This window comes from Actinoplanes sp. NPDC023714, from assembly GCF_040639855.1.
In the GTDB taxonomy this organism is placed as follows: domain Bacteria; phylum Actinomycetota; class Actinomycetes; order Mycobacteriales; family Micromonosporaceae; genus Actinoplanes.
Genome location: NZ_JBFAAR010000008.1, coordinates 47470 through 72954, shown reverse-complemented (window position 1 = coordinate 72954; position 25485 = coordinate 47470). Strand labels below are relative to the sequence as shown.

Annotated in this window: 20 protein-coding genes; 6 read left to right on the top strand and 14 right to left on the bottom strand. The window is 71.6% G+C overall.

Annotated features, from left to right (window positions below):
* Positions 1-3: 3 nt before the first annotated feature.
* The 11 genes from AB0G10_RS30260 to AB0G10_RS30210 form a co-directional block, all read right to left on the bottom strand.
* Positions 4-729 carry an SDR family oxidoreductase gene (locus AB0G10_RS30260; protein ID WP_360929198.1) on the bottom strand — a complete coding sequence of 242 codons (726 nt, stop codon included), beginning with the start codon at positions 727-729 and terminating at the stop codon, positions 4-6.
* A gap of 21 nt (positions 730-750) precedes the next feature.
* Positions 751-2514, bottom strand: coding sequence for a serine/threonine-protein kinase (locus tag AB0G10_RS30255; RefSeq protein ID WP_360929195.1), 1764 nt, complete (start codon positions 2512-2514; stop codon positions 751-753).
* A 56-nt stretch (positions 2515-2570) separates the two neighbouring features.
* Positions 2571-4046, bottom strand: a complete 1476-nt coding sequence (locus AB0G10_RS30250; protein WP_360929192.1) for a fused MFS/spermidine synthase — start codon at positions 4044-4046, stop codon at positions 2571-2573.
* Between the two features lie 35 nt (positions 4047-4081).
* Positions 4082-4537, bottom strand: coding sequence for a deaminase (locus AB0G10_RS30245; protein WP_360929188.1), 456 nt, complete (start codon positions 4535-4537; stop codon positions 4082-4084).
* A 97-nt stretch (positions 4538-4634) separates the two neighbouring features.
* Entirely contained in the window at positions 4635-5609 is a 975-nt protein-coding gene (locus AB0G10_RS30240; protein WP_360929998.1) for a hypothetical protein, read from the bottom strand.
* Between the two features lie 100 nt (positions 5610-5709).
* Complete coding sequence (locus AB0G10_RS30235; RefSeq protein WP_360929185.1) at positions 5710-6483, bottom strand: SDR family oxidoreductase; 774 nt, start codon at positions 6481-6483, stop codon at positions 5710-5712.
* Between the two features lie 7 nt (positions 6484-6490).
* Complete coding sequence (locus AB0G10_RS30230) at positions 6491-7312, bottom strand: inositol monophosphatase family protein (protein ID WP_360929182.1); 822 nt, start codon at positions 7310-7312, stop codon at positions 6491-6493.
* Complete coding sequence (locus AB0G10_RS30225) at positions 7305-7757, bottom strand: response regulator (protein ID WP_360929179.1); 453 nt, start codon at positions 7755-7757, stop codon at positions 7305-7307. The genes AB0G10_RS30230 and AB0G10_RS30225 overlap by 8 nt, the downstream gene beginning before the upstream one ends.
* A complete protein-coding gene (locus tag AB0G10_RS30220; RefSeq protein ID WP_360929176.1) occupies positions 7754-9355 on the bottom strand; it encodes a CHASE3 domain-containing protein in 1602 nt (533 codons plus the stop codon). Before AB0G10_RS30220 ends, AB0G10_RS30225 begins: the two co-directional genes overlap by 4 nt.
* Positions 9352-10551, bottom strand: coding sequence for a fused response regulator/phosphatase (locus AB0G10_RS30215; RefSeq protein ID WP_360929173.1), 1200 nt, complete (start codon positions 10549-10551; stop codon positions 9352-9354). Before AB0G10_RS30215 ends, AB0G10_RS30220 begins: the two co-directional genes overlap by 4 nt.
* Positions 10552-10642: 91 nt before the next feature.
* Positions 10643-10984, bottom strand: a complete 342-nt coding sequence (locus AB0G10_RS30210; protein WP_360929170.1) for a hypothetical protein — start codon at positions 10982-10984, stop codon at positions 10643-10645.
* A gap of 74 nt (positions 10985-11058) precedes the next feature.
* Between AB0G10_RS30210 and AB0G10_RS30205 the strand changes: the two genes are divergently transcribed.
* Complete coding sequence (locus AB0G10_RS30205) at positions 11059-13413, top strand: M28 family peptidase (RefSeq protein WP_360929167.1); 2355 nt, start codon at positions 11059-11061, stop codon at positions 13411-13413.
* On the opposite strand, the gene AB0G10_RS30200 is transcribed toward AB0G10_RS30205, so the two are convergent.
* Positions 13410-13694, bottom strand: coding sequence for a Smr/MutS family protein (locus tag AB0G10_RS30200; protein ID WP_360929164.1), 285 nt, complete (start codon positions 13692-13694; stop codon positions 13410-13412). The genes AB0G10_RS30205 and AB0G10_RS30200 overlap by 4 nt on opposite strands.
* Positions 13695-13704: 10 nt before the next feature.
* Positions 13705-14076, bottom strand: a complete 372-nt coding sequence (locus tag AB0G10_RS30195) for a tetratricopeptide repeat protein (protein WP_360929161.1) — start codon at positions 14074-14076, stop codon at positions 13705-13707.
* Between the two features lie 183 nt (positions 14077-14259).
* On the opposite strand from AB0G10_RS30195, the gene AB0G10_RS30190 reads away from it, so the two are divergent.
* From AB0G10_RS30190 to AB0G10_RS30170, 5 genes are all read left to right on the top strand, one after another.
* Positions 14260-14997, top strand: coding sequence for a response regulator transcription factor (locus AB0G10_RS30190; RefSeq protein WP_360929158.1), 738 nt, complete (start codon positions 14260-14262; stop codon positions 14995-14997).
* Between the two features lie 5 nt (positions 14998-15002).
* Positions 15003-16562, top strand: a complete 1560-nt coding sequence (locus AB0G10_RS30185) for a HAMP domain-containing sensor histidine kinase (RefSeq protein WP_360929156.1) — start codon at positions 15003-15005, stop codon at positions 16560-16562.
* A gap of 210 nt (positions 16563-16772) precedes the next feature.
* Entirely contained in the window at positions 16773-17858 is a 1086-nt protein-coding gene (locus tag AB0G10_RS30180) for a 3-deoxy-7-phosphoheptulonate synthase (RefSeq protein WP_360929153.1), read from the top strand.
* A gap of 77 nt (positions 17859-17935) precedes the next feature.
* Complete coding sequence (locus AB0G10_RS30175) at positions 17936-20095, top strand: glycosyltransferase family 39 protein (protein ID WP_360929150.1); 2160 nt, start codon at positions 17936-17938, stop codon at positions 20093-20095.
* Between the two features lie 232 nt (positions 20096-20327).
* Complete coding sequence (locus tag AB0G10_RS30170; RefSeq protein WP_360929147.1) at positions 20328-20603, top strand: DUF3040 domain-containing protein; 276 nt, start codon at positions 20328-20330, stop codon at positions 20601-20603.
* Positions 20604-20660: 57 nt separating this feature from the next.
* Here AB0G10_RS30170 and AB0G10_RS30165 read toward each other — a convergent pair whose 3' ends face one another.
* Positions 20661-25481, bottom strand: coding sequence for an ExeM/NucH family extracellular endonuclease (locus tag AB0G10_RS30165; protein ID WP_360929144.1), 4821 nt, complete (start codon positions 25479-25481; stop codon positions 20661-20663).
* Between the last annotated feature and the right edge of the window lie 4 nt (positions 25482-25485).

Here is a 25485-nt window from a genome sequence, read left to right as displayed (position 1 = left end):
CGATCAGCGCCCCAGGACCGAGCCGCCGTTCACGTTGATGATCTGACCGGTCACGAAGCTGCCGCCCGGGCCGACCAGCCACCGGACCGCCTCGGCGATGTCGGCCGGCTCGCCGGCGCGCTTCACCAGCGTGGCGTTCACCCGCGCCTCATGACCCTCCGGGGTCATCCGGCCGAGGAAGAACTCGCTGTCCGTCACGTATCCCGGGGAGATCACGTTGGCCGTGATGCCGTCGCCGCCGAGGCTGGTGGCGAGGTCGAGCGCGTAGCCGTGCAGGGCCGCCTTGGCCGCCGAGTAGGGCCCGCCACCGCCGCGCTGGGCCGCGATCGAGCTGGTCACGATGATCTTGCCGCCCGGACGACGCAGCCGGGGCAGCAGCGCCGTGGTGGTGAGGACCGCGGTGAGCACGTTCGAGTCGAGGTTCGCCCGCCACCGCTCGGCGACGCCCTCGAGGGTCTGTTCGTCGTGCGAGATGTACGCCCCGGCGTTGTTCACCAGCACGTCGAGGTCCCGGTCACCGACCGCCTCGACCACCCGCGGCACCTGGGCGGGGTCGGACACGTCGGCGGTGACCGCGGTGGCCTGCGGTCCGATCCACTTCACCGCGTCGGCGAGCACGTCGGCGCGCCGCCCCACGACGATGACGTCGAAGCCCTCGCCGGCGAGCATGCCCGCCGTCGCCTTGCCGATGCCGGTTCCGCCGCCGGTGACCACTGCGAGTCGTGTCATGCCACGACCCTAACTCCGAGATCACAGGGCCAGGGAGAAGCCCGCTCCCCGCTTGGCCGCGGGCGCCGGCGTACGACCCTGCGGCGCGGGCGGTCTCCGTACCTCCGGGCCCCGCCGCGGCGGCACCCGCTTGCGCTTGCCGGCCTTCGCCGGAGCGCCGGGCTCGCCCGCGGTCCCGGAGGGTGCGCTCACCGAGTTGTTCTTCACGGTTCCCGGGTTGACGCTGCCCAGCACCTCGGCCCGGCACGGCAGCCCGTCCACGGCGAACGCCAGCGGCAGCGGATTCCGGTCGCGGTAGCCGCCGTGCAGCAGGACCGTCTTCGACCGGCCCTTGCCGTTCACGACGACCCGGCGGCCCTGCTGGCTGATCGCCTTCGACGCCGGGGTGAGCCGCTGCGTGCCGGGATAGCGGAACTCGACCCGCCAGCGCACGTCGGCGGCCGCGGTCGTGACCACGGTGAGCCTCGCCTCGAAGTCGGCGCCGGAGTCGCGGCGGACGTGATAGGTCACCGCGCACCGGCCCTTCGGCGTGCTCGACCCGGTGGCCCCGCCGACCGCTGCGCCCGCCGCCCCGGCAGCGGCGGTGTGCGTGCCGCCGGCGTCCCGGGACTCCTCACGGGCCGACCAGCTCAGTGCCGTCGACCCGAGCATCACCACGGTGGCGAGCGCCGCGATCGCCGGCATCCGGTTCCGGGGCCGGCCGGCAGATCTGTCGCGCAGGCGCCGCCCGGGGAAGAGGCCGCCCACGAAGAGACCGCCGCCGAGGGGCCGCACGCCGCCGATCCGCAGCGCCGCCCGCACCTTCAGCCCGGCGCGCAGCTTCATCGTGGCGAAGCTCCCGGGCCGCCGCGCGGCGGAGATCGGCACCACCCCGCGGGCGGCCGGCACGATCGGCCCCTCCCCGGTACGCAGCGGCGGGATGATCGGGCGCAGGCCGACCGTGGCGGCGAGGGCCCGGGCCACGTCGGCGGCGGCCGGCCGGTCGGCCGGGTTCTTGGCGAGGCAGCGCAGGCACATGGCGGCCACGCCGCCGGGCATGCCGGGCAGGTCGGGGACGGGTTCCGGATCGGAGTAGAGGTGCGCGCGCAGCGCCTCGGCGGTGTTCTCGGCGGGCCACGGCATCCGGCCGGTCAGCGCCCGGTAGAGCAGCAGGCCGAGGGCGTACACGTCGGTGGCCGGCGAGACGGACGCGCCGCCGAGACGTTCCGGCGCCAGGTACGCGGGCGTGCCGAGCAGGCTGCCGTCCGGGGCGGCGTCGCGCTGCCCGACGACCGCGGAGATCCCGAAGTCGACGACCTTCGCGCCGGCCCCGGTGAGCATCACGTTGGCCGGGGTCACGTCGCGGTGCACGACGCCCCGCGCGTGGGCGGTGGCCAGCGCGGACGCGACCTCGGCCGCGACGGTCACGGCCTCCCGCCAGTCGAGCGAGCCCTGCCGCCCGATCCGCGCGCCGAGGGACTCGCCGTCGTTCAGCTCCATCACCACGAACGGGACGGTCAGCTCCTCGCCGAAGGTGATCCGCGCCTCGCCGAAGTCGTGGATCCCGGTGATGTGCGGGTGGCAGAGCCGGGCCGCGGCGAACGCCTCCTGCCGCAGCCGGTCGCGGAACGTCCGGTCCTCGGCCAGCTTCGGCGACAGCACCTTCACGGCGACGTCGCGGCCGAGCGTCTCGTCGTACCCGCGCCAGACCACCGACATCCCGCCGGTGCCGAGCTTCTCGACGAGACGGTACCGCCCGGCGATGCGGAGCGATCCGCCCTGCCCGTTTCGCTCCGTTCGCACCATGCGCCGATTCTCGCCCGAGCGCCGAGCCCGCGGTGCCGCAACCAGGAAAGCCGGGCTCAACCGGCCAGGAGCTGATCCACCGGCGCGTAGTCGTCGGTCAGGACCCGGGCGTCATCGACGAAGTCGTCCAGCTCGGGGCCGGCCAGCAGGGAGACCCCGCTCAGTCCCGGGCGGATCGCGTCCAGCGGCAGCGGGCTCTTCGACGCGAGGATCACGAAGTTCGAGCCGGTCTCGCCGGCGATCGCGTCCGGCGGGGCGATCAGCGCGACGTGCGGGAACGCCGCCGCCACGGTCGCCACCTCGGCCCGGATGAACCGGTTCGGCGGATAGTCGATCACGTTCTGCGCATAGATGCCATCCGTACGCAGCACCCGCGCCACATCGTCGGCCATCTCCACGGTCGCCAGGTGCCAGGGCACCACCAGATGCCCGAACGCGTCGCCGACCACCAGGTCGTAGCCGCCGGTGGCCTGCGCGGCCAGCCCCACCCGGGCGTCGCCGACCCGGACCCGCAGGTCGGGGCCGGTGACCAGGCCCAGCTTCTCCTTGTCGAGGTCGACCAGGCCGCCGTCCAGCTCCAGCACCAGCTGATCGCTGCCGGGCCGGGTGTCCCGGAGGTAGGTGGGCACCGTGAACCCGCCGCCGCCGAGGTGCAGGGCGTCGACCGGGCCGGACGGCAGCACGTCGGCGACCGCGCCGATCCACTGGACGTACTCGAACTCCAGGTACCGCGGGTCGTTCAGGTCGACGTACGAGTGGCGGGCCGAGTTGAGGATCAGCGTCTGCCCGCCCGGCCTCGAGGGGTCGGCCTGCACCCGGGCGCAGTGGTACGCGGTCTCCACGTCGCACGGGGTCGGCGTCACCGCGCCGAGCCCGGCCCCGACCAGGCCGACCGCGGCCAGGGCGGCCCGGGCCCGGGGCGACCCCGGCATGTCCCGGCGCAGCCACCAGCCGAGCGCCAGGCCGCTCACCCCGAGCAGCACGGCGAGGCTCAGCACGATCGCGCTGCTCGGCATCGCCGCCACGAAGATGAACCCGGTCACCAGCGTCGCGGTGATCGCGCCGAGGGTGCCGATGCTGGAGAGCCGGCCGACCACGCTGCCGGCCTGCCGCAGGTCGCCGAGCTGGAGCTTCACCACCATCGGCGCGATCGTGGAGAGCACGAACGCGGGCAGGAAGATGGCGAGCGCGGCGAGCAGCAGCACGGCCGGGGCCGCGCCGCCGCGGAGCAGCTCGCCACCCCAGCGGACCAGCGGCAGCGTGATCGCCGTGCCGATCGCGCCGAGGATCAGCGCGGGAGCCAGCAGAGCACGCGGGTCGAACCGGTCGGCGAGCCGGCCGCCGAGCCAGGCGCCGTAGGCGATCGCGGCGAGCGCCACCCCGATCACCGAGCTGCTGACCTGGAGGGTCACGCCGACGTACGGGCCGACCAGCCGCAGCGCGACGATCTCCAGGACGAGGACGGCGCCGCTGGACCCGAAGGCCAGGGCGGAGGCGAGAGCGGAGGGCAGGGCGCGCGGCGGGTTCTCCACCGCGCGGATGCTACCGGCGCCGGCTGCGAAGATCCTTAGTGCCGCCCCGCCAACACGCCGAGGTGCAGGTTCGGCTCCTGGGCGCGCAGCGCGTACTCGTAGAGCTCCACCACCTCGATGCCGGCGGCGCGCAGCAGCGACACGCCCTCGCAGTGCACGAAGATGTCCGGCTCCCGCCAGGCGATCACGACGCGCGGGACCCTGGACGCGATGATCAGGCTGGTGCAGGTGGCGTGCGGCCGGCTGGCCCGCTCCGAGCACGGCTCCAGGGTGCTGTAGATGGTCGCGCCGGACAGCCGGCCGTCACCGGCGGCCCTGCTCAGGGCGGACTCCTCGGCATGCACGCGGTCCGAGCAGTCCCGGGAGTACCCGGACGCGATCTCCCGGCCGTGCTCGTCGACGATGACCGCCCCGACCGCGAAGGCGGTCTCGGAGCGGGGACAGCGGTGCGCCAGGTCGACGGCGCGGCTCATCCACCGGTGGTGGTCCATACGGCTCCAGTCTGCGGTCACGGGTTCGGCCCGTACCTCATCGGAACGCTATCGCCGTACTTTCGCTCCGTGACCGAGAGGGTCCGAAACGGCAACCTCAGAGCATCGAGACGTGCACGTGATTGGTGTGCACGGCGGCCGGTCCGCCGCTCGCGCTGTACGCCCGCCAGCCGGTGCTCGGCATCCAGATCTGCCGGTACCAGATGACGTACATCACACCGAGTTCCGACGCGTTCTTCACGAAGTACGCGGCGAGCCGGTCGCCGTACGCCTTGTCCCCGCCGGTCGCCGCGGCGTTCTTGAACGTGCTGGCGTTCGACGAGAGGTCGCAGGCCCGGCCCTTCGGGTGCTCGCCGGAGGCGCGGGAGCTGTAGCAGACCGTGTAGCGCTTGAAGCCGTCGGCGCGGGACTCCTGGTAGGCGTGCAGGGTCCGCGGCGTGAGGCAGCCCGAGGAGGTCGGGTCCTTGACCGTGCAGGACTCCTTGGGCCAGGAGCCGTCCGAGTTGCGCGGCGCCGGCTTGGCCGCCGGGGAGTCCGGGTCGAGGAATCCGCCGGCCGATCCGCCGCCGACCTCGGCGAGGGCGAGCTCGGCCTGCTTCTTCTTGCGGGCCATCAGGTCGACCTGCTTCTTCTGCTCCTTGATCTCGGCGTCCAGCGCGACCTTGGCCCGCTTGGCCGTCTCGACCTCGTCGCGGTAGTCGGCGAGCATGCCGCTGTCGACCTGGGCGAGCATGTCGAGGCTCTGGATCCGCTCCATGAAGCCATCAGGCGAGCTGCTGTTCAGCAGCATGCTCACGGTGCTGACCCGGCCCATCTGGTACGACCGGTTCGCCAGCTCGTTGACCTGCTCGGTCATCGCCTTCGCGGCCGCCTCGGACTCCTTGAGCCTGGTGCCGAGCTGCTTCTGCCGCTTCTTGGAGGAGGCCAGCTTCGTCTTCGCGGTGTCGTACCCCTTGGCGGCGGTCTCCAGCGCGGTGCGCAGCTTCTTGCTGCCGCCCTCGCTGTCCGGCTCGGCCAGGGCGGCCGACGGCACCGCCAGGATCATCGCGACGGCGGCGACGAGCAGAGCCAGCAGGGCGGCGCATCGGCGCGGGAGTCTGGCCGGCACGGATACCTCCAAGTCGGTGAGCGCCGGTACTTTACCGTGCCCGACCTGGAGTTCGGGAGATCGATCAGGTTGCCGAGTATCCACCGTCGACGAACAGTGTCTGGCCCGTCACGGCCTGTGCCGCTTCGCTGGCCAGGAAGACGGCACATCCGCCGAAATCCGTGGGCAGGCCGTTGCGGCCGATCATCGTGCGGGCCGCGTGCGCCGCCACTTTCGAGGGATCCGCGAAGACCGGTTCGGTGAGCGGGGTGTGCACGACGCCGGGCGCGATCGCGTTGCAGCAGACGCCGTCGGCCGACCACGCCTCGGCCTGCGACCGGGTGAGCCCGACCAGCCCGGCCTTCGCGGCGCCGTAGGCCCCGCTGTTGCCGTAGGCGCGGAACGCCTGCTGCGAGACGACGTTGATGATCCGGCCCCAGCCGCGTTCCGCCATCGCCGGCGCGAACCGCTGGCCGAGCAGGAACGGCGCGGTGAGGTTGGCCTCCAGCGTCAGATCCCAGACGTCCTCGGTCAGGTCCGGCATCGGGGGGCGCAGATTCACGGCGGCGGAGTTCACCAGGATGTCGGGTTCGCCGTACCCCTCCACGACCTCGGCCGCAGCGGCCCTGACGGCCTCCCGCACGCCGAGGTCCGCCGAGATCGCGCCGGCTTCCGCACCGTGTTCCCGCAGCTCGGCGACGACCTCGGCCATCGGCGCCGGGCGCCGGGCCACCAGCACGACGCGCGCGCCGGAACGGCCGAGAGCCAGGGCGATCTCCCTGCCGATCCCGCTGCTGCCGCCGGTCACGACCGCGGTGCGCCCGCTCAGACCGAAGAGCCGATCAAGGTACGTGGACACGCGCGCGCTACCCCTCCGGCGTCTCCGGGGCCCCGTCCGGGAACAGGGTGCCCTGGACGGTCGCCCAGATCTCGTCGTTCGCGGCGACCAGCAGCCCCCGCTTGCGGTTCGTCGGCCGGTACGGCGAGCCGTCCCAGTGGCGCACGGTGCCGCCGGCCTCCTTGACGATCAGCGAGCCGGGCACGTGGTCCCAGGGCAGGATCCGCCAGAACATCGCGAACTGCTGCTCGTCGGTGGCGACGGCCGGGTACTCGTACCCGGCGCAGTGCCGCCCCGGCGTGTGGCCGCCCAGCCCCTCGGCGTTCGCCCGGACCAGCTCCCGCAGGTCGTCCGGGAAATACTTGTGGGAGATCACGCCGTGCAGCGCGGCCGCACCCGGGTCGTCGGTCCGGGTCTTCACCCGCACCCCGTCCCGGTAGGCGCCCGAGCCCGCCTCGGCGACCGTGAGGTGGTCGCCGACCACGTCGAGGATCCAGGCGGCCTGCGGCTCACCGTCGCGGACCAGCGCGACCATGACGCAGAACGGCGACCGGCCGGCGGCGAAGTTGTTCGTCCCGTCGACCGGGTCGACGATCCACACGGCGCCGCCCGACCCGAGCCGGTCCCGGATCGCCGGGTCGGCCGCGACCGCCTCCTCGCCGACGACGAGCGAGCCGGGCAGCAGCGCGGTGAGCCCCCGGGTCAGCGCGCGCTCGGACTCCTGGTCGGCGATGGTGACCAGGTCGCCCGGCGCCTTCTGGGACACCTCGCCCTCGGCCAGGTGCTTCCAGCGCGGGAGGACGACGGTCTGCGCGACCTCGCGGATGAGCTCGGCGACCTGATCAAGCACGCGGCGGCAACTTCACGACGCTGACGAAGAACTCGTCGATCTGGCGGATCACGGCGATGAACCGCTCGAAGTCGACCGGCTTGGTCACGTAGGCGTTCGCGTGCAGCTGGTAGCTGCGCAGGATGTCCTCGTCGGCCGAGGAGGTGGTCAGCACGACGACCGGGATCCGGCCCAGATCGTCGTCCTTCTTGATCTCCTCGAGCACCTCGCGGCCGTCCCGCTTCGGGAGGTTGAGGTCGAGCAGGATCAGGTCCGGGCGCACGGCGCCTTCGTACTGTCCCTCGCGGCGGAGGTAGGCGAGCGCCTCCGAGCCGTCCGACACCACGGTGAGCTTGTTGCGGACCTTGTGCTCCTCGAACGCCTCCTGGGTCATCAGGACGTCACCCGGATCGTCCTCGACCAGCAGCACCTCGATCGGAGTACCGCTCTCCCGCTCCATGCTCATGCTCCCACCACCTCTCGCTCCTCGGTCTGCGTCTCGGGGTCCTCCGTACCGGGCAGCACCGGCAGCGTGAAGTGGATCGACGCGCCCTCCGGCACGGCGGTGTCCAGCCAGACCCGACCGCCATGGTATTCGACGATCTTCTTGACGATCGCCAGTCCGATGCCGGTGCCCTCGTACGCGTCCCGCGAGTGCAGCCGCTGGAAGATCACGAAGACCTTGTCGGCGAATTCGGCCTCGATGCCGATCCCGTTGTCCCGGACGTTGATCTGCCATTCGCCGCCGTCCCGCTCCACCGTGATCGTCACGACCGGCGGGACGTCCGGGCGGGCGAACTTCAGCGAGTTGCCGATCAGGTTCATGAAGAGCGTGGTGAGCAGCGGCTCCTCACCCTCCACTGTGGGCATTGCCGGCCAGGTGATCTCGGCGTTGTCGCCGGCCCGCGCGTCGAGCTGCGACTTCACGTCGCCGAGGACCTTGTTGAGGTCGACCTCGGTGAAGCCCGCGGTGAGCCGGCCGATCCGGGAGAACGCGAGCAGGTCGTTGATGAGGCGCTGCATGCGCTGCGCGCCGTCGACAGCGAACGCGATGTATTGATCGGCGCGCTCGTCCATCTGGCCGGCGTACCGCCGCTGGAGCAGCTGGCAGAAGCTGGCCACCTTGCGCAGCGGCTCCTGGAGGTCGTGCGAGGCCACGTAGGCGAACTGCTCGAGGTCGCGGTTCGACCGGGTCAGCTCGTCGGCCTGCGTCTTGAGCTGCTGATTCACCCACTCGACGTGGCCGCGCGCGTCGCGGACCTCGGCGAGCTCGCTGGCGATCTGCCGGCGCATCCGGTCGACGTCGGCGGCGAGCGCCACCAGGTCGGACGAGCCCTGCCGGCTCTCGATGTGCCGGTCGTAGTCGCCGGCCGCGACCTGGCGGACCTGGGCGGCCAGGTCGGTGATCGGCCGGGTCACCACCCGGTCCAGCAGGTAGAGCAGGAACGCGCCGGTCAGCACGATGATCACGGCGGCCGCGATCTCGATGGCGACCATGGTGCGGCTGGAGTCGCGGGCCGCGTCCGCCGAGGCGGCCCGCAGCACCTGGATGCGCGACTGCATCTCGGCGACGGCCGCGCGCACCGCGTCGAACTCGGCGGTGTCCGAGGCCTCGACCATGGCCTGCGCGGCCTCCGGACCCTGCTGCCGGACGGCCTGGATGATCGGGTCGGCCACGTCGGCACGCCAGGTCGCGGTCCGGGTCTCGACCGCCGCGAGCGCGTCGCGGATCTCGTCGTCCTCCGGCCGCAGCAGCGACTCGATCCGGGCGACCTGCCGCCTCTGGTCCTCGAGGCCGGTCTCGTACGGCTCGAGGTTCCGGGCGTCGCCGGTGATCGCGTAGCCGCGGACGCCGGTCTCCTGGTCGACCAGGGCGGTGTTGAGCGTCTCGCCGGCGGCCCGCATCGGGCTCGCCCGGTTGAGCACGTCGTCGACCTGCCGGTTGTTCGCGGCCGCGGTGATCGCCGCGAAGACGCCGAGCCCGCCGAGCACGACACCGACCGCCACGCAGAGCGCGATGATCCTCTGGCGCAGCGTCCAGCTGCGCGCGTGGAACAGGTTCACCGTCCACCTCCCCGGGAGATCAGCAGCATGGCGACGTCGTCGGTGAGCGGGCCGCCGTTGTCCTGGTCGGCACGGGCCACCAGCCACGGCGGCAGCCCGGCCAGCGGCACCTCGCGGGCGGCCGGCTCGTCCAGCAGCTTGCACAGACCGTCGACGTCGAGCCGCTCGGTGCCGGCACCGCCGGTGTGCCCCTCGATGAGGCCGTCGGTGTACATCAGCAGGGACCAGTCATCGCCGGGGAACTCCAACTCGGTCGCGGGCGTCGGGGTGGGACGTACCCCGAGCACGATTCCGGTACGCGCCGCCACCGGCCGGGCGCGGCCACCGGAGAGCACCACGGGCGGCGGATGACCGGCGAGCCGGACCGTCGCGCGGTTGGCCGGCAGGTCGATGACCGCGGCCGCGACCGTGGCGAACACCTCCCGGGCCCGCCGCTCGCTCATCAGCACCTGCTCCAGCGACGGCAGCACCTGGTCCTCGGGGACACCGGCGAGCACCAGCGCCCGCCACGCGACCCGGAGCTCGACGCCGAGGGCCGCCTCGTCCACGCCGTGCCCGCAGACGTCGCCGACGATCACGTGCAGCCGGTCGTCGCCGATCTGCACCACGTCGAAGAAGTCGCCGCCGAGCAGGCCCAGCGCGCGGCCGGACCGGTAGAACGTCTCGACGCCGACCTCGGCGGTCTGCATGAGCGGCTGCGGCAGCAGGCCCCGCTCGAGACGGGCCGACTCGGCCTGGAGCAGCTCCACCTCGCGCAGCCGGCGGGCATTCTCGTCGGCCCGCTTGCGCTCGACCGCGTAGCGCAGCGAACGCACCAGCAGCACGCCGTCGACCTGGCCCTTGACCAGGTAGTCCTGGGCGCCCTCGGCGACCGCCTGCATGCCGAGGTGCTCGTCGGAGCGGCCGGTCAGCACACAGACGGCGGCGCCCTCGGCCACGGCGAGCAGCTTGCGCAGGCCGTCGATGCCCTCGGCGTCGGGCAGGCCCAGGTCGAGCAGGATGCACTCGATGCCGGTCAGCCGCTCCCGGGCCTCGCGCAGGGTGCTGGCGACGGTCAGCTCGAAGGGGGCGTCCGCCTCGGTCAGCAGCTCACGAACGAGGAAGGCGTCGCCCTCGTCGTCCTCGACGAGCAGGATCCGCAACCGTTCCAGCTGGTTCGCCGCGTACCGCGAGGGCGCGAGCGACCGCTCCGTCATTCCGATTCCCCACTCGACGCATAGGTGACCCGCAAATCGTGTACCACGCGGGCTGTGACCACAACTCGCGTCACCACGTCGTGACCTGGGCTCACTGGGAGCTGTCGTTCTCGGTCGCGACCCGGCGGGCGTGTTCCGCGATCACCTGGCCCAGGATGCCGTGCAACTGGCCGCAGTCGCAGCAGTGCAGGTTCTCGTCGAGATGGCGTCCGCCACAGGCCGAGCAGTTGCCCCGGTCCTCGGGGTCGCGATAGGACACCAGGGCCCGGCACAGAGCGCGCACCACGTGATCACTCAGCGTGAAGACGTCTTCGCCGAGCGCGGTCCGCACGCCGACGACGGCGACCGGCGCGGCGTCCGGGTGCGGGTTGTACGGGGACACCGCGTCGATGAATTCCGCGATGACAGCGGCCGGGTCGAGCGGAGTAGTCACCGGACCACGCTATCGCCCGCCCGAATGGATCTTGGGGGTACCCGCCGGTGACCTCGGGCGCTTAGATGTCACCCATGCGTGACTTCGCTCTCCTCCGGCCGGCTCGCCGGGGCATCGCCGCCGCGGCGGTCCTCGCCGTCCTGGCCCTGGCCGGGTTCTTCGCGGTCCGGTCGATCACCCCGCCGGCGCCCCTGCCCACCTCGGCGCCGGCCGGGGAGTTCAGCGCGGAGCGCGCCTTCGCCGAGGTGCGCACGATCGCCGCGGTGCCGCATCCGGCCGGCAGCGCCGCGAACGCGCGGGTGCACGACCACCTGATCGAGACCCTGCGCGGGCTCGGCCTCTCCCCCGAGTCGCAGGACACCGTCACGATCCAGGGCGGGACGCTGTCGGCGAGCGCCGGCGGCGCGGGCCTGGCCCGGGTACGCAACGTCGTCACGCTGATCCCCGGCACCGCCTCGACCGGCCGGATCTTCCTGGTCGCGCACTACGACTCGGCGCAGGTCGGCCCGGGCGGCAACGACGACGCCGCCGGCACCGCCTCGATCCTGGAGATCGCCCGCGCGCTGACCGGCGCCGGCGACCGGCTGCGCAACGACGTGGTGCTGGTGCTCACCGACGCCGAGGAGGCCTGTCTCTGCGGCGCGAAGGCGTTCGTCGACCAGCACCCGCTGGCCCGGGACGGCGGCGTCGTGCTCAACCTCGAGGCCCGCGGCAGCGACGGCCCGGCGATCATGTTCGAGACCTCGGCGGACAACGGGAAGCTGGTCGGGGCGTACGCGCACGCGGCGCAGCCGGTCGGCACCTCGTTCGCCGTCGAGATCTACCGGCTGCTGCCGAACGACACCGACTTCACCCCGTTCCGGGAGGCCGGCTTCCACGGGCTGAACGCCGCGTACATCGACGGCGCGGCGGTCTACCACGCGCCGACCGACACTCCCGAGTCGATGAACCGGGCCAGCCTCCAGCACCACGGCGCGAACACCCTCGCGGTCCTGCGGGAACTCGGCGGACGCGACCTGACCGGCATCGGCGAGGGCGGCGACGCCACCTACTTCCCGGTGCCCGGCCTGCTGGTCCGCTATCCGGGCTCGCTGGTCTGGCCGCTCGCCGCGCTGGCCGTGGTCGCGGTCGTGGCGCTGGCCTGGCTGGTCCGCCGGCAGGGCCGGGCCACCGGCGGGCGGATGGCGGCGGCCGCCGGTCTCACGCTGATCCCGATCGTGCTGGCCCCGGTCCTGGCGCAGGGCCTCTGGCGGCTGCTCGTGGCGATCCGCCCGGAGTACGACGGCCTCCCGATCGACCCGTACCGTCCACTGTGGTACCGGATCGCGGTGATCGCCCTGGCCGGGTTCACCGTCCTCGCCTGGTACGCGCTGCTGCGCCGGCGGATCGGCCCGGCCGCCCTCGCGGTGGCGGGTTTCGGCTGGCTGGCCGTGCTCGGCGTGGTGCTCGCGGCGGTGACGCCCGGCGGCGCGTACCTGGCCTCGCTGCCGGCCCTGGCCGGCGCCCTCGCGGCCCTCCTCGCGCTGGTATTCGAGCGGGGCGCCGCCGCCTTCATCGCCGCGGGCGCCGCCGTGGCCGTGGTGATCCTGCTGCCCACCGTGCTGATGCTCTTCCCGGCGCTCGGCATGCCGATGGCCGGGGTCGGCGCGTTCCTGGCCGTGCTGCTCGGGCTCGCGCTGCTGCCGGTCGTCGACCTGATCCACCCGGCGTCGAGCGGCGCCCGGGGCATGGAAGCGGCGAGGGCCCGGCGGCGTGGCGCGGTCCCGTCCGCGATCGCCCTGGTGGCGGCCGTGGCGTTCACCGGGACCGGGCTGGCCGTGGACCGGTTCGACGAGCAGCACCCGTCGCTGACCCACCTGATGTACGCGCTCGACGCCGACACCCAGCAGGCCCGCTGGCTGAGTCACGAGACCGACCCGCAGGAGTGGACCGCCCAGTACCTCACCGAGCCGCCCGGCCGGGTCACCGGCCTGCTGCCCGCCTTCGGCGACGAGGAGCTGCGGCAGGGTCCGGCGCCGGCCTGGTCGGATCTGCCCGCGCCGCAGCTCACCCTCGCCGGTGATACGGCCTCGGGCGGGGAACGGACCTTGAATCTCCTGCTGAAACCGCAGCGGACGGCCCGCTTCGTGACGCTGCACGTGGCCGAGGCGACCACTGTCGTCGAGGCGACCGTCGGCGGCCGGCCGGTGGACGTGACCGGGGTGGCCGGCGACGGCTGGGGCTTCGGATTCGTCTTCCATGCGCCGCCGGCTGAGGGGGTGGAGATCACCTTGAGGGTACGAGGGACCGGACCCGTCACCTTCCGGGCCATGGACGCGACCGACGACGTGGCGGCGGTACCGGGATTCCGGCCCCGGCCGCCGGGCGTGGGCGTCCTCGGCTCGCACAGCAGCGAGATGGTGGCGATCGCGAAGAGTTACACCCTCTAGCGCCCGCGGCCCCGGCGCCCGGTCGGCGCGTCGTGCCGGAAGTGCACGAAGAGCCGGCCCCAGTTGTCGCCGTCCTTCTCCACCCGGTGGTAGAGCTGCTTGATCTCCTTCTGGTCGAGGAAGCGGAGCACCTTCTTCTTCAGTGCTCCGCTCCCCTTGCCCGGGATGATCTCGACGGTCGCGGCCTTCTTCTGGATGGCCTCGTCGATGACACCTCGCAGGGCCCGATCGATCTCGTGCCCCTTGTTGAAGATGTCGTGCAGGTCCAGCTTCAGCTTCACGATCCGAACCCTACGCGGCGTCGTTCTTGCCGAGCCAGGTCTCGACCCGGCGCAGCGCGTCCTGGTAGTCGGGCTGCGTCTTCATGGCGGCGGCCAGGCGCAGGTGCGGCAGCGCCTCACGGAAACGGCCGGCCCGCTCCAGGGTCCGGCCGAGCACGTGGTGCGCGTAGTGATCGGAAGGATCGTGCTCGATCAGCACCCGCAGCTGGGTCTCCGCGCCGTTCAGCTGCGCCGAGTTGAAGTAGGCCCGGGCCAGGAGCTGCCGGACCGCGGTGTTGTGCGGCTCGGCCTCGACGATCGGCTCGAGCAGCTTCGCGGCGCCGAGCGGGTCGCCGGACTCGAAGAAGAAAGTCGCCCTGCGGTATTCCTCGAGAAGATCCACGTCACGCTCCCCACGATCGCACCGCCGACAGAGACCAACGCTCGCACAACATCGCGCGTACGGCGAGTGTTCCCCGATCCCCTCAATGCGGTGACCCGCATGCCGAAGGTCCCTGTGTAGCTCCACAGCTAGTACACAGGAAACGAAAAGCCGGCGCAGAGCGACGCCCAGCAAAGTGGGGGCATGACGATGGCGAACACAGACTCCAGCACCGAACTCCGGCGGGCCGACGGGACCCCGGTCCGGGTCCTTGTCGTCGACGACGAGCCGACCCTCGCCGAGCTGCTCTCGATGGCGCTGCGCTACGAGGGCTGGGAGGTGAGGAGCGCCGGCGACGGCATGACCGCCGTGCGTACCGCCCGGGAGTTCCGGCCGGACGCCGTCATCCTCGACATGATGCTGCCCGACATCGACGGGCTGGAGGTGCTGCGCCGGCTGCGCGGCGAGTCCCCCGAGGTGCCGGTGCTCTTCCTGACCGCGAAGGACTCGGTCGAGGACCGGATCACCGGGCTCACCGCGGGCGGCGACGACTACGTCACCAAGCCGTTCAGCCTGGAGGAGGTCGTCGCCCGGCTGCGCGGTCTCATGCGCCGGATGGGGCACGCCCCGATGCGTACGGAGTCGCAGCTCGTCGTCGGCGACCTGACCCTCGACGAGGACTCGCACGAGGTGCGCCGCGGCGGTGACCTGATCACGCTGACCGCGACGGAGTTCGAGCTGCTGCGCTACCTCATGCGCAACCCGCGCCGGGTGCTGAGCAAGCCGCAGATCCTCGACCGGGTCTGGAACTACGACTTCGGCGGCCAGGCCAACGTCGTCGAGCTCTACATCTCGTACCTGCGCAAGAAGATCGACGCCGGCCGGGCGCCGATGATCCACACCATGCGCGGCGCCGGATACGTCCTCAAGCCCGCCGACTGATCGCGATGGCCACGACGACCCGTTCCCCCCGCCCCGCTCGCTGGCGCAGCCCGGCGGGCTGGTCGCTGCGCACCCGGCTGGTCGCCATCATGATCGCCCTCCTGTCGGTGCTGGGTCTCGTGGTGGGCGCCACCGCCGAGGTCTACCTCTACCGCTCCCTGCACAACCAGGTCGAGAACGAGCTGGAGGACATCTCGAAGCGCGTCGAGTTCCGTGCGCCCGACGGGACCTTCCCGCGGCCCAACCCCGGTAGCGGCGGCGGTCAGAGCGGTGTACCCCTGGGCGGCATCCCGGCCCAGACCATCGTCCTGAGGCAGGAGACCGACGGCTCCCTGACCGGCGGGGTCTACCGGTACGAGCAGTCCAAGGACGAGGTCGTCGCCCTCTCCGCGGAGGCCGAGGCGATCGTGCTCAGCAAGGTCACTTCGCGGGGTACGAAGATCGACCTCGACCTCGGCGACGATCTGCCCGAATACATGATGACCAAGGTGGTGAACCGCGAGGGCGTCGTCTACTACGTGGGCCTCTCGCTGACCCGGATCAACTCCACCCTGATCACCGTGGCCGCGTTCACCGGTTGCGTGATCCTGGGTTCGCTGCTCATCGCCGGTTGGGGTGGTGCGCTCATCGTCCGTCGTACCCTCGAGCCCCTGGATCGAGTGGCAGCGACCGCGACCCGGGTCTCGGAGCTCAGGCTGGACCGCGGCGAGGTGCAACTCGCGCAGCGAGTGCCCGAGCAGGACACCGACCCCCGCACCGAGGTGGGGCAGGTCGGCGCCGCGCTGAACCGGATGCTCGACCACGTCGGCAACGCCCTCGAGGCACGGCATGCGAGCGAGATGCAGGTACGCCAGTTCGTCGCCGACGCCAGCCACGAGCTGCGCACCCCGCTCGCCGCGATCCGCGGGTACGCCGAACTGAGCCGCCGCAGCCGCCAGGTCATCCCGGACGAGATCTCGCACGTGCTGACCCGGGTCGAGTCCGAGGCGAAGCGGATGACGGCGCTCGTCGAGGACCTGCTGCTGCTGGCCCGCCTCGACGCCGGCCGGCCGCTGGCCCAGGACCCGGTCGACCTCACGATGCTGGCCGTCGACGCGACGAGCGACGCGCACGCGGCCGGCCCGCGCCACTACTGGCAGCTCGACCTCCCCGAGGAGCCGGTCACCGTGATCGGCGACGGCGCCCGGCTGCACCAGGTCCTCGCGAACCTGCTCGCCAACGCCCGCACGCACACGCCGGAGGGCTCGACCGTCACGGTCAAGGTCGGTCAGGTGCCGGACGCCGCCGTGCTCCAGGTGATCGACGACGGCCCCGGCATCCCGGACGACCTGGTATCGAGGATCTTCGAGCGGTTCACCCGCGGCGACAGCTCCCGCTCGAGGGCGGCCGGCAGCACCGGGCTGGGCCTGTCGATCGTGCACGCCGTGGTCACCTCGCACCGCGGGAAGGTCGGCGTGCAGAGCCGGCCGGGGCAGACCGTCTTCACCGTGATGCTGCCGCTCGGCCCACCCCCGGTCGTCCCAACAGCTGAACAACACGCGCAGGAACTACATCCGGCGCGGTGAGACGGCTATGCTGGCCGACGTGACTCGCACGTGGTCCTTCTATTGGTTTACGAGGCCGGCTACAGCCGGTGCCTCGGCCATGACCGCATGACCTGAGACACCCGCCAGAGCCGGCTGAGGCAGCGACACGACGTCGCTGCCTTTTTGTTTGCGTCAAGCAAGCCGGCTCTCGCCTCCTCGGCGACGCCGGCCGAGGAGAGAGAGAACGCCATGACAGCCCCAGAGGTGCAGCGCGTCCGCGACCAGCGCATCGAGAAGGTCGTTCCGCTGATGAGCCCGGCCCTGCTGCACCACGAGCTGCCGCTCACGTCCGAGTTGCACGACACCGTGCTGGAGGGCCGCAAACAGGTCGAGGACGTGCTGAACGGCCGAGATCAGCGTCTGCTGGTCGTGGTCGGGCCGTGTTCGGTGCACGACCCGATCGCGGCCGGCGAGTACGCCGATCTGCTCCGCCGGGAAGCCGAGCGGCTCAGCGAGGACCTGCTGATCGTGATGCGGGTGTACTTCGAGAAGCCGCGCTCCACCGTCGGGTGGAAGGGTCTGATCATGGACCCGGCGCTGGACGGCTCCGGCGACGTCGGCACCGGCCTGCGGGTGGCCCGCAAGCTGCTGCTCGAGGTCGTCGGCCGCGGGCTGCCGGTCGCCGTGGAGTTCCTCGACCCGATCACCCCGCAGTACATCGCGGACACCGTGGCGTGGGGCGCGATCGGCGCGCGGACCGTCGAGTCGCAGGTGCACCGCCAGCTCTCCTCCGGGCTGTCGATGCCGATCGGCATGAAGAACCGCCCCGACGGCAGCGTCTCCACGGCCGTCGACGCGATCCAGGCCGCCGCGGCGCAGCACGTCTTCCCGGGCATCGACTACTCCGGCACCCCGGCGATCCTGCACACCACCGGCAACCCGGACTGCCACCTGGTGCTGCGCGGCGGTGGCGGCAGGCCGAACTACAGCGCCGCGGACGTCGCCGCCTCGGTGGAGCTGCTGCGCAAGGCCGGCCTGCCGGAGCGCCTCGTCATCGACTGCTCGCACGGCAACAGCAACAAGGACCACAGGCGCCAGCCGATCGTGGCCGAGGACATCGCGGCGCAGATGGAGGACGGCCAGCGCGCTATCAGCGGCGTCATGCTGGAGAGTTTCATCGAGCCGGGCCGGCAGGACCTGGGCGGCGAGCTGACCTACGGACAGTCGGTCACCGACGCGTGCATGGGCTGGGACGCCACGGTCTCCACCTTGGAGCGGCTCGCCGCGGCGTCCGCGAAGCGCCGGGTGATCTCTTCACAACCAACCCACAGCTAAGCCACAAGGCGGGGACAGAACACCCGTCAATCGTTCATCGGGTACGAATCCGCCAGCTCTCCCTGGGGAGTACCCGAATGACCACGACGCTGCCGCCCGACGTCGAGGAGCCGGCGCCCGCCATCGCGGAGCCGGCTCCTCCACGGAATCGCACCGACGCCGTCTGGATCCGCCTCTCTCTCATCGCCCTCCTCCTGCTCACCGGCGTCCTCTACATCTGGGGCCTGGGCGCCTCGGGCTGGGGCAACGCCTTCTACTCGGCGGCCGTGCAGGCCGGCTCGGAGAGCTGGAAGGCGTTCTTCTTCGGTTCCTCCGACGCGGCGAACTCGATCACCGTGGACAAGACGCCGGCCGCCCTCTGGATCATGGCGCTCTCGGTACGGATCTTCGGCCTCAGCTCGTGGAGCATCCTCGTCCCGCAGGCGCTGCTCGGCGTCGCCACCACGGGACTGCTCTACGCCACGGTGCGGCGCGGATTCGGCCCGGCCGCGGGTCTGCTGGCCGGACTGATCTCGGCGCTCACCCCGGTCGCCGTGCTGATGTTCCGGTTCAACAACCCGGACGCGCTGCTGGTGCTGCTCATGGTCGCGGCGGCGTACACGACCCTGCGCGCCGTGGAGACCGGCGCGACGAAGTGGATCGTGCTGACCGGTGTCCTGCTCGGGTTCGGCTTCCTCGCCAAGATGCTCCAGGCGCTGCTCGTCGTGCCGGCGTTCGGCCTCGCGTACCTGATCGCCGGGCCGCCGAAGCTCGGCAGGCGCCTCGTCCAGCTGGTGCTCGCCCTGGTCGCGCTGGTGGTGTCGGCCGGTTGGTACATCGCGGTCGTCGAGCTCGTGCCGGCGTCGATGCGCCCGTACATCGGCGGCTCGCAGAACAACAGCATCCTCGAGTTGACCCTCGGCTACAACGGCCTCGGCCGGCTCAACGGCGACGAGACCGGCAGCGTCGGCGGGGGTGGAGGCGGCGGCATGTGGGGATCCGCCGGGTTCGGCAGGCTCTTCGAGAGCGCGCAGGGCGGTCAGATCTCCTGGCTGCTGCCGGCCGCGCTGATCCTGCCGGCCGCCGGACTCGTGATCACCGCCCGCCGCGCCCGCACCGACCTTCAGCGGGCCGGCCTGCTGGTCTGGGGCGGCTGGCTGCTCGTGACCGGTCTGGTGTTCAGCTTCATGCAGGGCATCTTCCACGCGTACTACACGGTCGCCCTCGCCCCGGCGATCGGCGGTGTCGTAGCGATGGGCGCGGTCCTGCTGTGGGAGCGGCGGCGCCACCTCGTCGCGGCGGTGACGCTCGGCGCGGCCGTCGCGGTGACGGCCTGGTGGTCGTACACGCTTCTCGGCCGCAGTGCCGACTTCCTGCCCTGGCTGCGGATGCCGGTGCTGGTCGTCGGCCTGCTGGCGGCGGTCGCGCTGATCGCCACCTTCCGCTTGGCCCAGCGTCTGGCCCTGGTGGCTGCATCGGTCGCGGCCGTCGTCGGTCTGGCCGGGCCTGCCGCGTACGCCGTACAGACCGCGTCACAACCGCACACCGGATCCATCCCGTCCGCGGGGCCGGCGGTGGCCGGTGGGGGTCCGGGAGGTGGCCGCGGTGGATTCAATCGTGGCGGTCTCCCCGGCGGCGGCATGCCCGGCTTCCCTGGCGGTGGTCAGGGCTTTCCCGGTGGCGGTCAAGGCTTCCCCGGCGGTCAGGGCTTTCCCGGCGGCGGCGGTCTCGGCGCTCCTCAGGGCGGCTCCCAAAACGGCGGCGGCTCCCAGAACAGCACGGGACAAAATGGACAGAACGGCGGCGCTCCGAACGGTGGCGGGCAGAACCGCGGGCAGGGTGACGGTGGCCGGACCGGCGGCGGGATGCGCGGTGGCGGCGGCATGGGCGGGCTGCTCGACGCGGCCGAGGTCAGCGACGAGATGAAGACACTGCTCGAGGCGGACGCCGGCCGGTACACCTGGGTGGCCGCCGCGATCGGCTCGCAGAGCGCGTCCGGATACCAGCTGGCGACCGAGAAGCCGGTCATGGCGATCGGCGGCTTCAACGGCACCGACCCGTCACCCACCCTCGCGGAGTTCCAGCGGTACGTCGCCGAGGGGAAGATCCACTACTTCATCGGCGGCGGCGGGTTCAGCCGTGGCGGCGGCAACGGTGGCAGCAACGAGAGCTCGCAGATCAGCGCGTGGGTGACAGCGAACTTCACCGCGAGGACGGTCGGCAGCACCACGGTCTACGACCTCACCGCGCCCGCCTGATCAGTTCCGGTCGGGATTCGGCGGCACACCGCGTGGCGGCGTGCCGCCGTTCCGTACATATCTGATCTTTCCGGTGAACCCGGGTGCGGCGGCGCGTGGCGGAGCGGGCCGGACGGAAAAATCGGCACACCGAGCCGTATCACAAAAGCAACTCAGAGGTAACAATGGCTGTGACCGAGATCGCTGTATCTCGATCGGCTGTACCGGCGCGGGCGGACCGGAAGGTGGCGGCATGCTCAGTAAAGAGGACAACCGGCGGCTGGCGCAGCTCGAGCGCCAACTCCAGCGGGACGACCCGGAGTTCTGCGCCCGCATGGGTGGCGGCAACTTCAGCGTCTCCTCGACCGGGCGCCCTCCCCTGCCCCTCTTCATCATCGCCGCCGTGCTCGCCGTGATCTCGGTGGTGTGCGCGCTGGTGGGATGGCTGATCGCGGGCCTGCTGGTGGCAGCGTGGTCGATCGTCACGGCGATCGCGGCCGGGTTCCGCTGGCGCGCTCGCCGGAGCTGAGATGTGCGAAAGGCCCCCACCGGATCGATCCGGTGGGGGCCTTCCTGAATCAGGGTCCTACTTGGTGATCTTCGTACGGTAGGTCTCGGCCTTGGCGGTGTTGCCCGCCTTGTCCTCGGCCCAGTACGTGATCTTCAGGCTGCCCTTCTCGACGCCGGCGGTCGCGACGGTCCACGCGCCCCAGGCGCCCGGGACCGCGGTGAGCGTGCTCGCCTTGGCGGTGGCGTCCTTCTCCGAGCTCGCCTTCACCCAGGTGGTGCCGGTGAAGTAGTACCACTTGCCGGAGCGCTCCTGGACCAGCTCCACGCTGACCTCGGCCACACCGGCCCCCAGGTCGAACGTCGTGCCGCTGACCGACTGCCAGGACGAGGCCCGGTCGTCGTTGCGCGGCTCGGAGATCCGGACGTCCGGCTTGAAGAAGTCCGCGAGGACGGTGACCACACCCACGGTGACCGTCCTACCGGCGCCGGCGGCGTTCGACGGCGTCACCTTGACCTGGAAGAAACCGGGCTTGGTGTACGCGTGCGAGACCGTGGCGCCGTTCGCCGAGACCTTCGTGGTGCTGCCGTCACCCCAGGCGACCGACAGCTCGGTCGCACCGGTCACGCCGGAGAAGGCGAGGTCGGTCGACTCGCTCTGCCAGATCAGCTTCGGGTTCAGGCTGTACTGACCGGCCTGCGCCGCGACCACGACCGTGGCCGAGCCGCTGAACGTCGCCGCGCCGGAGTTGCCCACCTCGTCGGTGAGCTTCACCGAGACCGTGTAGCTGCCCGCGGACGCGTACTTGTGCGTCGCGGTCGTCGCGCCCGCGGCCAGGGTCTCCGCGGCGCTGCCGTCGCCCCAGTCGACGACCCGGGTGACCTTGTCGGCGGCGCTGACGTCGTCGCTCAGGGCCTGCTGGATCAGGGTGACCGACTGGCCCGGCCAGAGCGCCGCGGCGTTCAGGCCGTAGGTGCCGGTCGGCGCCGTCACGTCGGCCACGCCCTTGGTGCTGCGGAACGTGGTGTCCGGGGTGATCGGCGTGTACTTGGCGAAGTAGTTCACCAGCATGGTCAGGTCGTTGTCACCGGTGGTGACCACGTTCTCCGTGCTGACCAGCGACGGGAAGTTGTCGCCGCCCGACGCGAGGAACGAGTTGCTGGTGACCCGGTACTTGCCGGCCGGGTCGATGACGACGCCGTTCAGCTTGAGCGTCGACGGGATGATCTTCGAGTAGCGCGGCTTGCTCTCGTCGTAGGAGTAGGTGAGCCCCTTCGACACGCCGAGGTGCAGCACCGGGCGGGACGCCTCGGGCGGCTGCCACTGCTCCTCCAGCGCCTTGCGGATCTGGTCACCGGTGAGGGTGCGCGTCACCACGTCGTTGGAGAACGGCTGGACCGCGAAGGCCTCCGAGTAGGTGACCACGCCACCGTCGGTGCCGTAGAGCAGGTCGTTCCGCAGACCGCCCGGGTTCATCACGGCGATCTGGGCGCCACCACGGCCGGCGTCCTTGGTCTGGTCGAGCTGGACGTCGGCGATGAAGTTGCCGAGCACCGACTCGGAACCGCGGTCCTCGGTGTTCGCGGCCGTGTAGGCCCGCTTGATGTCACCGGTGATCCTGCCGAGCTCCGCCTTGCCGAGCACCTCGGCGGTCGCCTTGGCGTCGGTCACGATCTTGGCGACCGCCGCGTTCGACGGGTAGCCGGTGACGTTCAGCAGCTCGGCGGTCGAGTTCGTGACCGTCTTGGTGGCCGGGTCGAACGTCAGGACCGCCTTGCCCAGCTTCAGGCCGTAGTCCTCGGCCTGGATGACCGGCCGGGTCTTGTCGGTTCCGGGGACCGGGACCTGGAACGCGTACGGCTGGTGGGTGTGTCCACTGAAGATCGCGTCGATCTCGGCGCTCACCCGGGTGAAGTCGCCGAAGACCTCGTCGTTCTGCAGCGCCTCGGCCGAGTCGATGTTCGTCTCGGCCGCGCCCTCGTGGGCGAGCAGCACCAGCACGTCGGCCTCGCCGTTGGCCTCGTCGCCGTCGGAGAGCTGCGCCGCGAGGGCGTTGGTCTCGGCGATCGGGTCGCGGAACTCCACACCCTTGATGCCGTCCGGGCTGACCAGTGACGCGGTCTGCTCGGTGACGACGCCGATGTAGCCGACCTTCACGCCGCCGAGGGTCTGCACCGAGTAGCCGGGCAGGACCCGCTCGCCGTCGGAGTAGACGTTCGCCGCGAGGTACGGGAACTCGGCCCGGTCCTCGACCCGGCCGACCAGGTCGGACAGGCCCTTGTCGAACTCGTGGTTGCCGACCGCGGAGACGGCCAGGCCGCCCTCGTTCAGCGCGGCGATCGTCGGGTTGTCGCTGTCGATCGCGGAGATGAACGTGGAGGCGCCGATGTTGTCACCGGCCGAGATCCACGCGGTGTTCGGGTTGGCCGCACGCAGCTGGTCGACGGCGCCGACGAGCTGGGCCGCGCCACCGTTGCCGGCGGTCGGCGCCTCGAGCCGGCCGTGGAAGTCGTTGATGCTCAGCAGCTGCAGGTCGACCGGGCCCGCCGCGCCGGTGTCCAGGCCGACGACGACCGGGTCGTGGTCGCTGGAGCGGTACGGGTCGGGCGAGTAGAACGGCGCGTAGCCGTCGTACTCGAAGGCGAACGACTCGACGGAGTTGATGTTCCAGATGTCGACGCCGGTGATCCGCTTCGAGAACTCGCTCGTGACCAGCGCGTGGTCCAGCGATCCGGACTCGCCGCCGTAGACGTACGAGGACTTGTCCGGGGCGAACGTGGTGTGCGCGTCCGAGTAGCCCTCGTCGTAGAGGACCTGCAGCGGGTCCTCCTGGCCGTACGCGTTGAAGTCGCCCAGCAGGATCACCTTGTCGGTGCCGAGGCCCTCGACGAAGGCCGCGAGGGACTTCGCCTGCCGGACCCGGTCGCCGTTGTACGCGCCCTGCCCGTCACCGGTGTCCACGTTGTCGCCGGTCGGGGTGACCGAAGCGCTCTTCGACTTGAGGTGGTTCGCCACCACCGTGAAGTCGATCGCGCCCGACGTGAAGGTCTGCGCGATCGGCTCGCGGGCGTTGCTCCAGACCGTCTCGTCGTTGATCGACTTCGACGCGCCCTTCGGCGTGACGGTGCCCGGCTTGAAGATGATCGCGCTGGTGATGTAGTCCTGCTCGGCCGCGCTCGGCAGCTCGGCCGGCGAACGGACGTAGTCCCAGGTGCCCGCGCCCTCCTTCGCGTTGAGCGCGCCCACCAGCGTCTTCAGCGCCAGCTGGGTGTCGGTCTCCTCGAAGCGGACCGAGTTCTCGATCTCCATGAGCGCGATGACGTCGGCGTCGAGCGCCGTGATCGCGGAGACGATCTTCGCTTCCTGCTTCGCGAGGGCGGCCGCGTCGGTGGCGCCGCGCGCCTCGCCACCGAAGTGGACGAAGTAGTTCAGCACGTTGAAGCTGGCGACCTTGATGTCGCCGCCGACCTTGGCCGGACCGGCGGTCCGCGGGTTGGTGTGCTTGAACGAGGTCCGGGTCCCGGCCGGGGTGCTCGCGTCGACCGGGGTGGCCGGCTGCAGGCGCCACTCGTTGAAGCCGTAGCTCAGGACGCTCGGGCCGAAGCTCTCCACCGTGTCGCCGACGCGCAGCGGCTCGTCCTTGGCGAGGTACGGCGGCGCGAGACCGGCCGTGGCCAGGTTCGTGGTCTTGCCGTCGTCGAGCAGGATGCGGCCGGCCTTGTTGGCGGCCTTCAGCTTCGCGGCGGCCTCGGAACCGGGGCGGGCCACGTCGGTCGGGATCCGGGCCGGGTCGTCGCCGGCGGCCAGGATGATCTCGCCGTACCGATTGGTGTTGTAGTTGTCCGAGACGGTGTACGTCCCGATCGGCGCCACCCGCATCGACTCGACGGACTCGCGGGAGTCGTCGTCGAGCGGCAGCGCCAGCGGCACCGCGGTCGGCACGGTCGCGCCGGTGGCGCAGAGCTGCACGTCCGCCTTGGCCGCGGTGGAGATCTGGGTGAGGCCGTTGTACTCGCTCACCACACCGGTGACCCGGACCAGGTCGCCGATCGCGACGGCCGGGTGGTTCGCGGTGTTCGAGGTGAGGTAGACCTGGATGCCGTCGGACGCGGTGCCCGCGGCGACCGCGCGGTCGCCACCGGATCCGGCGGTCTGGATCGCGATCGCGTTGTAGCCACCGGTGCGGTGGTCCGCGGTCACGACGCCCTCGACCGTGACGGTCTTGCCGGCCACGCCGGTCGCCGCGCCGGTGCCCTGCACCTCGGCGATCGAGTCGGTGATCGCGGTGGTGCAGCCCTCGGTGGGCTCCTCCGGCTCCTCGGGCTCGGTCACCTTCGTGTTCAGCGCGCCGAAGGTGTTCGCGGCCGCCGCCTGCCAGACACCGTCGATCTTCTGGAGCGAGTGGCCGACCGGCGTCGTGGTGGTCTCCGAGACGCCGATGTCGGTGCCGGCGACGCCCGCCGCCGCTCCGCTGGTCGCCGTGAACGTGCCCTCGTAGGTGAGGAACTCGGCGATCGTGCCGTCCGGCTTGACCAGCGCCACGCCGTCGGGCGCGCCGTTCTGCACACCGTCGGTCGGGTAGGTCTGCACGACCACGCCCGAGGCGGGGACGACGCCACTCAGCGTGGCGGTGTTGTACGCGGCTCCGCCGTTGCCGTTGTAGAGGACGATCTGCCAGCCGCTCAGGTCGAACCCGGCCGGGGCCTCGATCTCGACAGCCTCGCCGCTGTCGGTGCCGGTGTTGTCGTAGTGAATCTCGCTGATGAACGGCGCGTCAGTGGCCGCTACGGCGGGGCCGGCCAGGGAGAGGCCGAGCGCGGTAACCACGGCGGTGGCGCCCAGTGCACGCAACCCGGGACGGGTCGACAGTGACGAGCGGGACCGACCGGCGGAACCCACGCTG

Excerpts from the sequence above, each read along its gene's own strand:
- AB0G10_RS30225 (WP_360929179.1), bottom strand. The coding sequence starts at position 7,757 with ATGAGCATGGAGCGGGAGAGCGGTACTCCGATCGAGGTGCTGCTGGTC.
- AB0G10_RS30185 (WP_360929156.1), top strand. The coding sequence starts at position 15,003 with ATGGCCACGACGACCCGTTCCCCCCGCCCCGCTCGCTGGCGCAGCCCG.
- AB0G10_RS30245 (WP_360929188.1), bottom strand. The coding sequence starts at position 4,537 with ATGGACCACCACCGGTGGATGAGCCGCGCCGTCGACCTGGCGCACCGC.
- AB0G10_RS30190 (WP_360929158.1), top strand. The coding sequence starts at position 14,260 with ATGACGATGGCGAACACAGACTCCAGCACCGAACTCCGGCGGGCCGAC.
- AB0G10_RS30180 (WP_360929153.1), top strand. The coding sequence starts at position 16,773 with ATGACAGCCCCAGAGGTGCAGCGCGTCCGCGACCAGCGCATCGAGAAG.
- AB0G10_RS30215 (WP_360929173.1), bottom strand. The coding sequence starts at position 10,551 with ATGACGGAGCGGTCGCTCGCGCCCTCGCGGTACGCGGCGAACCAGCTG.
- AB0G10_RS30175 (WP_360929150.1), top strand. The coding sequence starts at position 17,936 with ATGACCACGACGCTGCCGCCCGACGTCGAGGAGCCGGCGCCCGCCATC.
- AB0G10_RS30170 (WP_360929147.1), top strand. The coding sequence starts at position 20,328 with ATGCTCAGTAAAGAGGACAACCGGCGGCTGGCGCAGCTCGAGCGCCAA.
- AB0G10_RS30255 (WP_360929195.1), bottom strand. The coding sequence starts at position 2,514 with ATGGTGCGAACGGAGCGAAACGGGCAGGGCGGATCGCTCCGCATCGCC.
- AB0G10_RS30260 (WP_360929198.1), bottom strand. The coding sequence starts at position 729 with ATGACACGACTCGCAGTGGTCACCGGCGGCGGAACCGGCATCGGCAAG.
- AB0G10_RS30205 (WP_360929167.1), top strand. The coding sequence starts at position 11,059 with ATGCGTGACTTCGCTCTCCTCCGGCCGGCTCGCCGGGGCATCGCCGCC.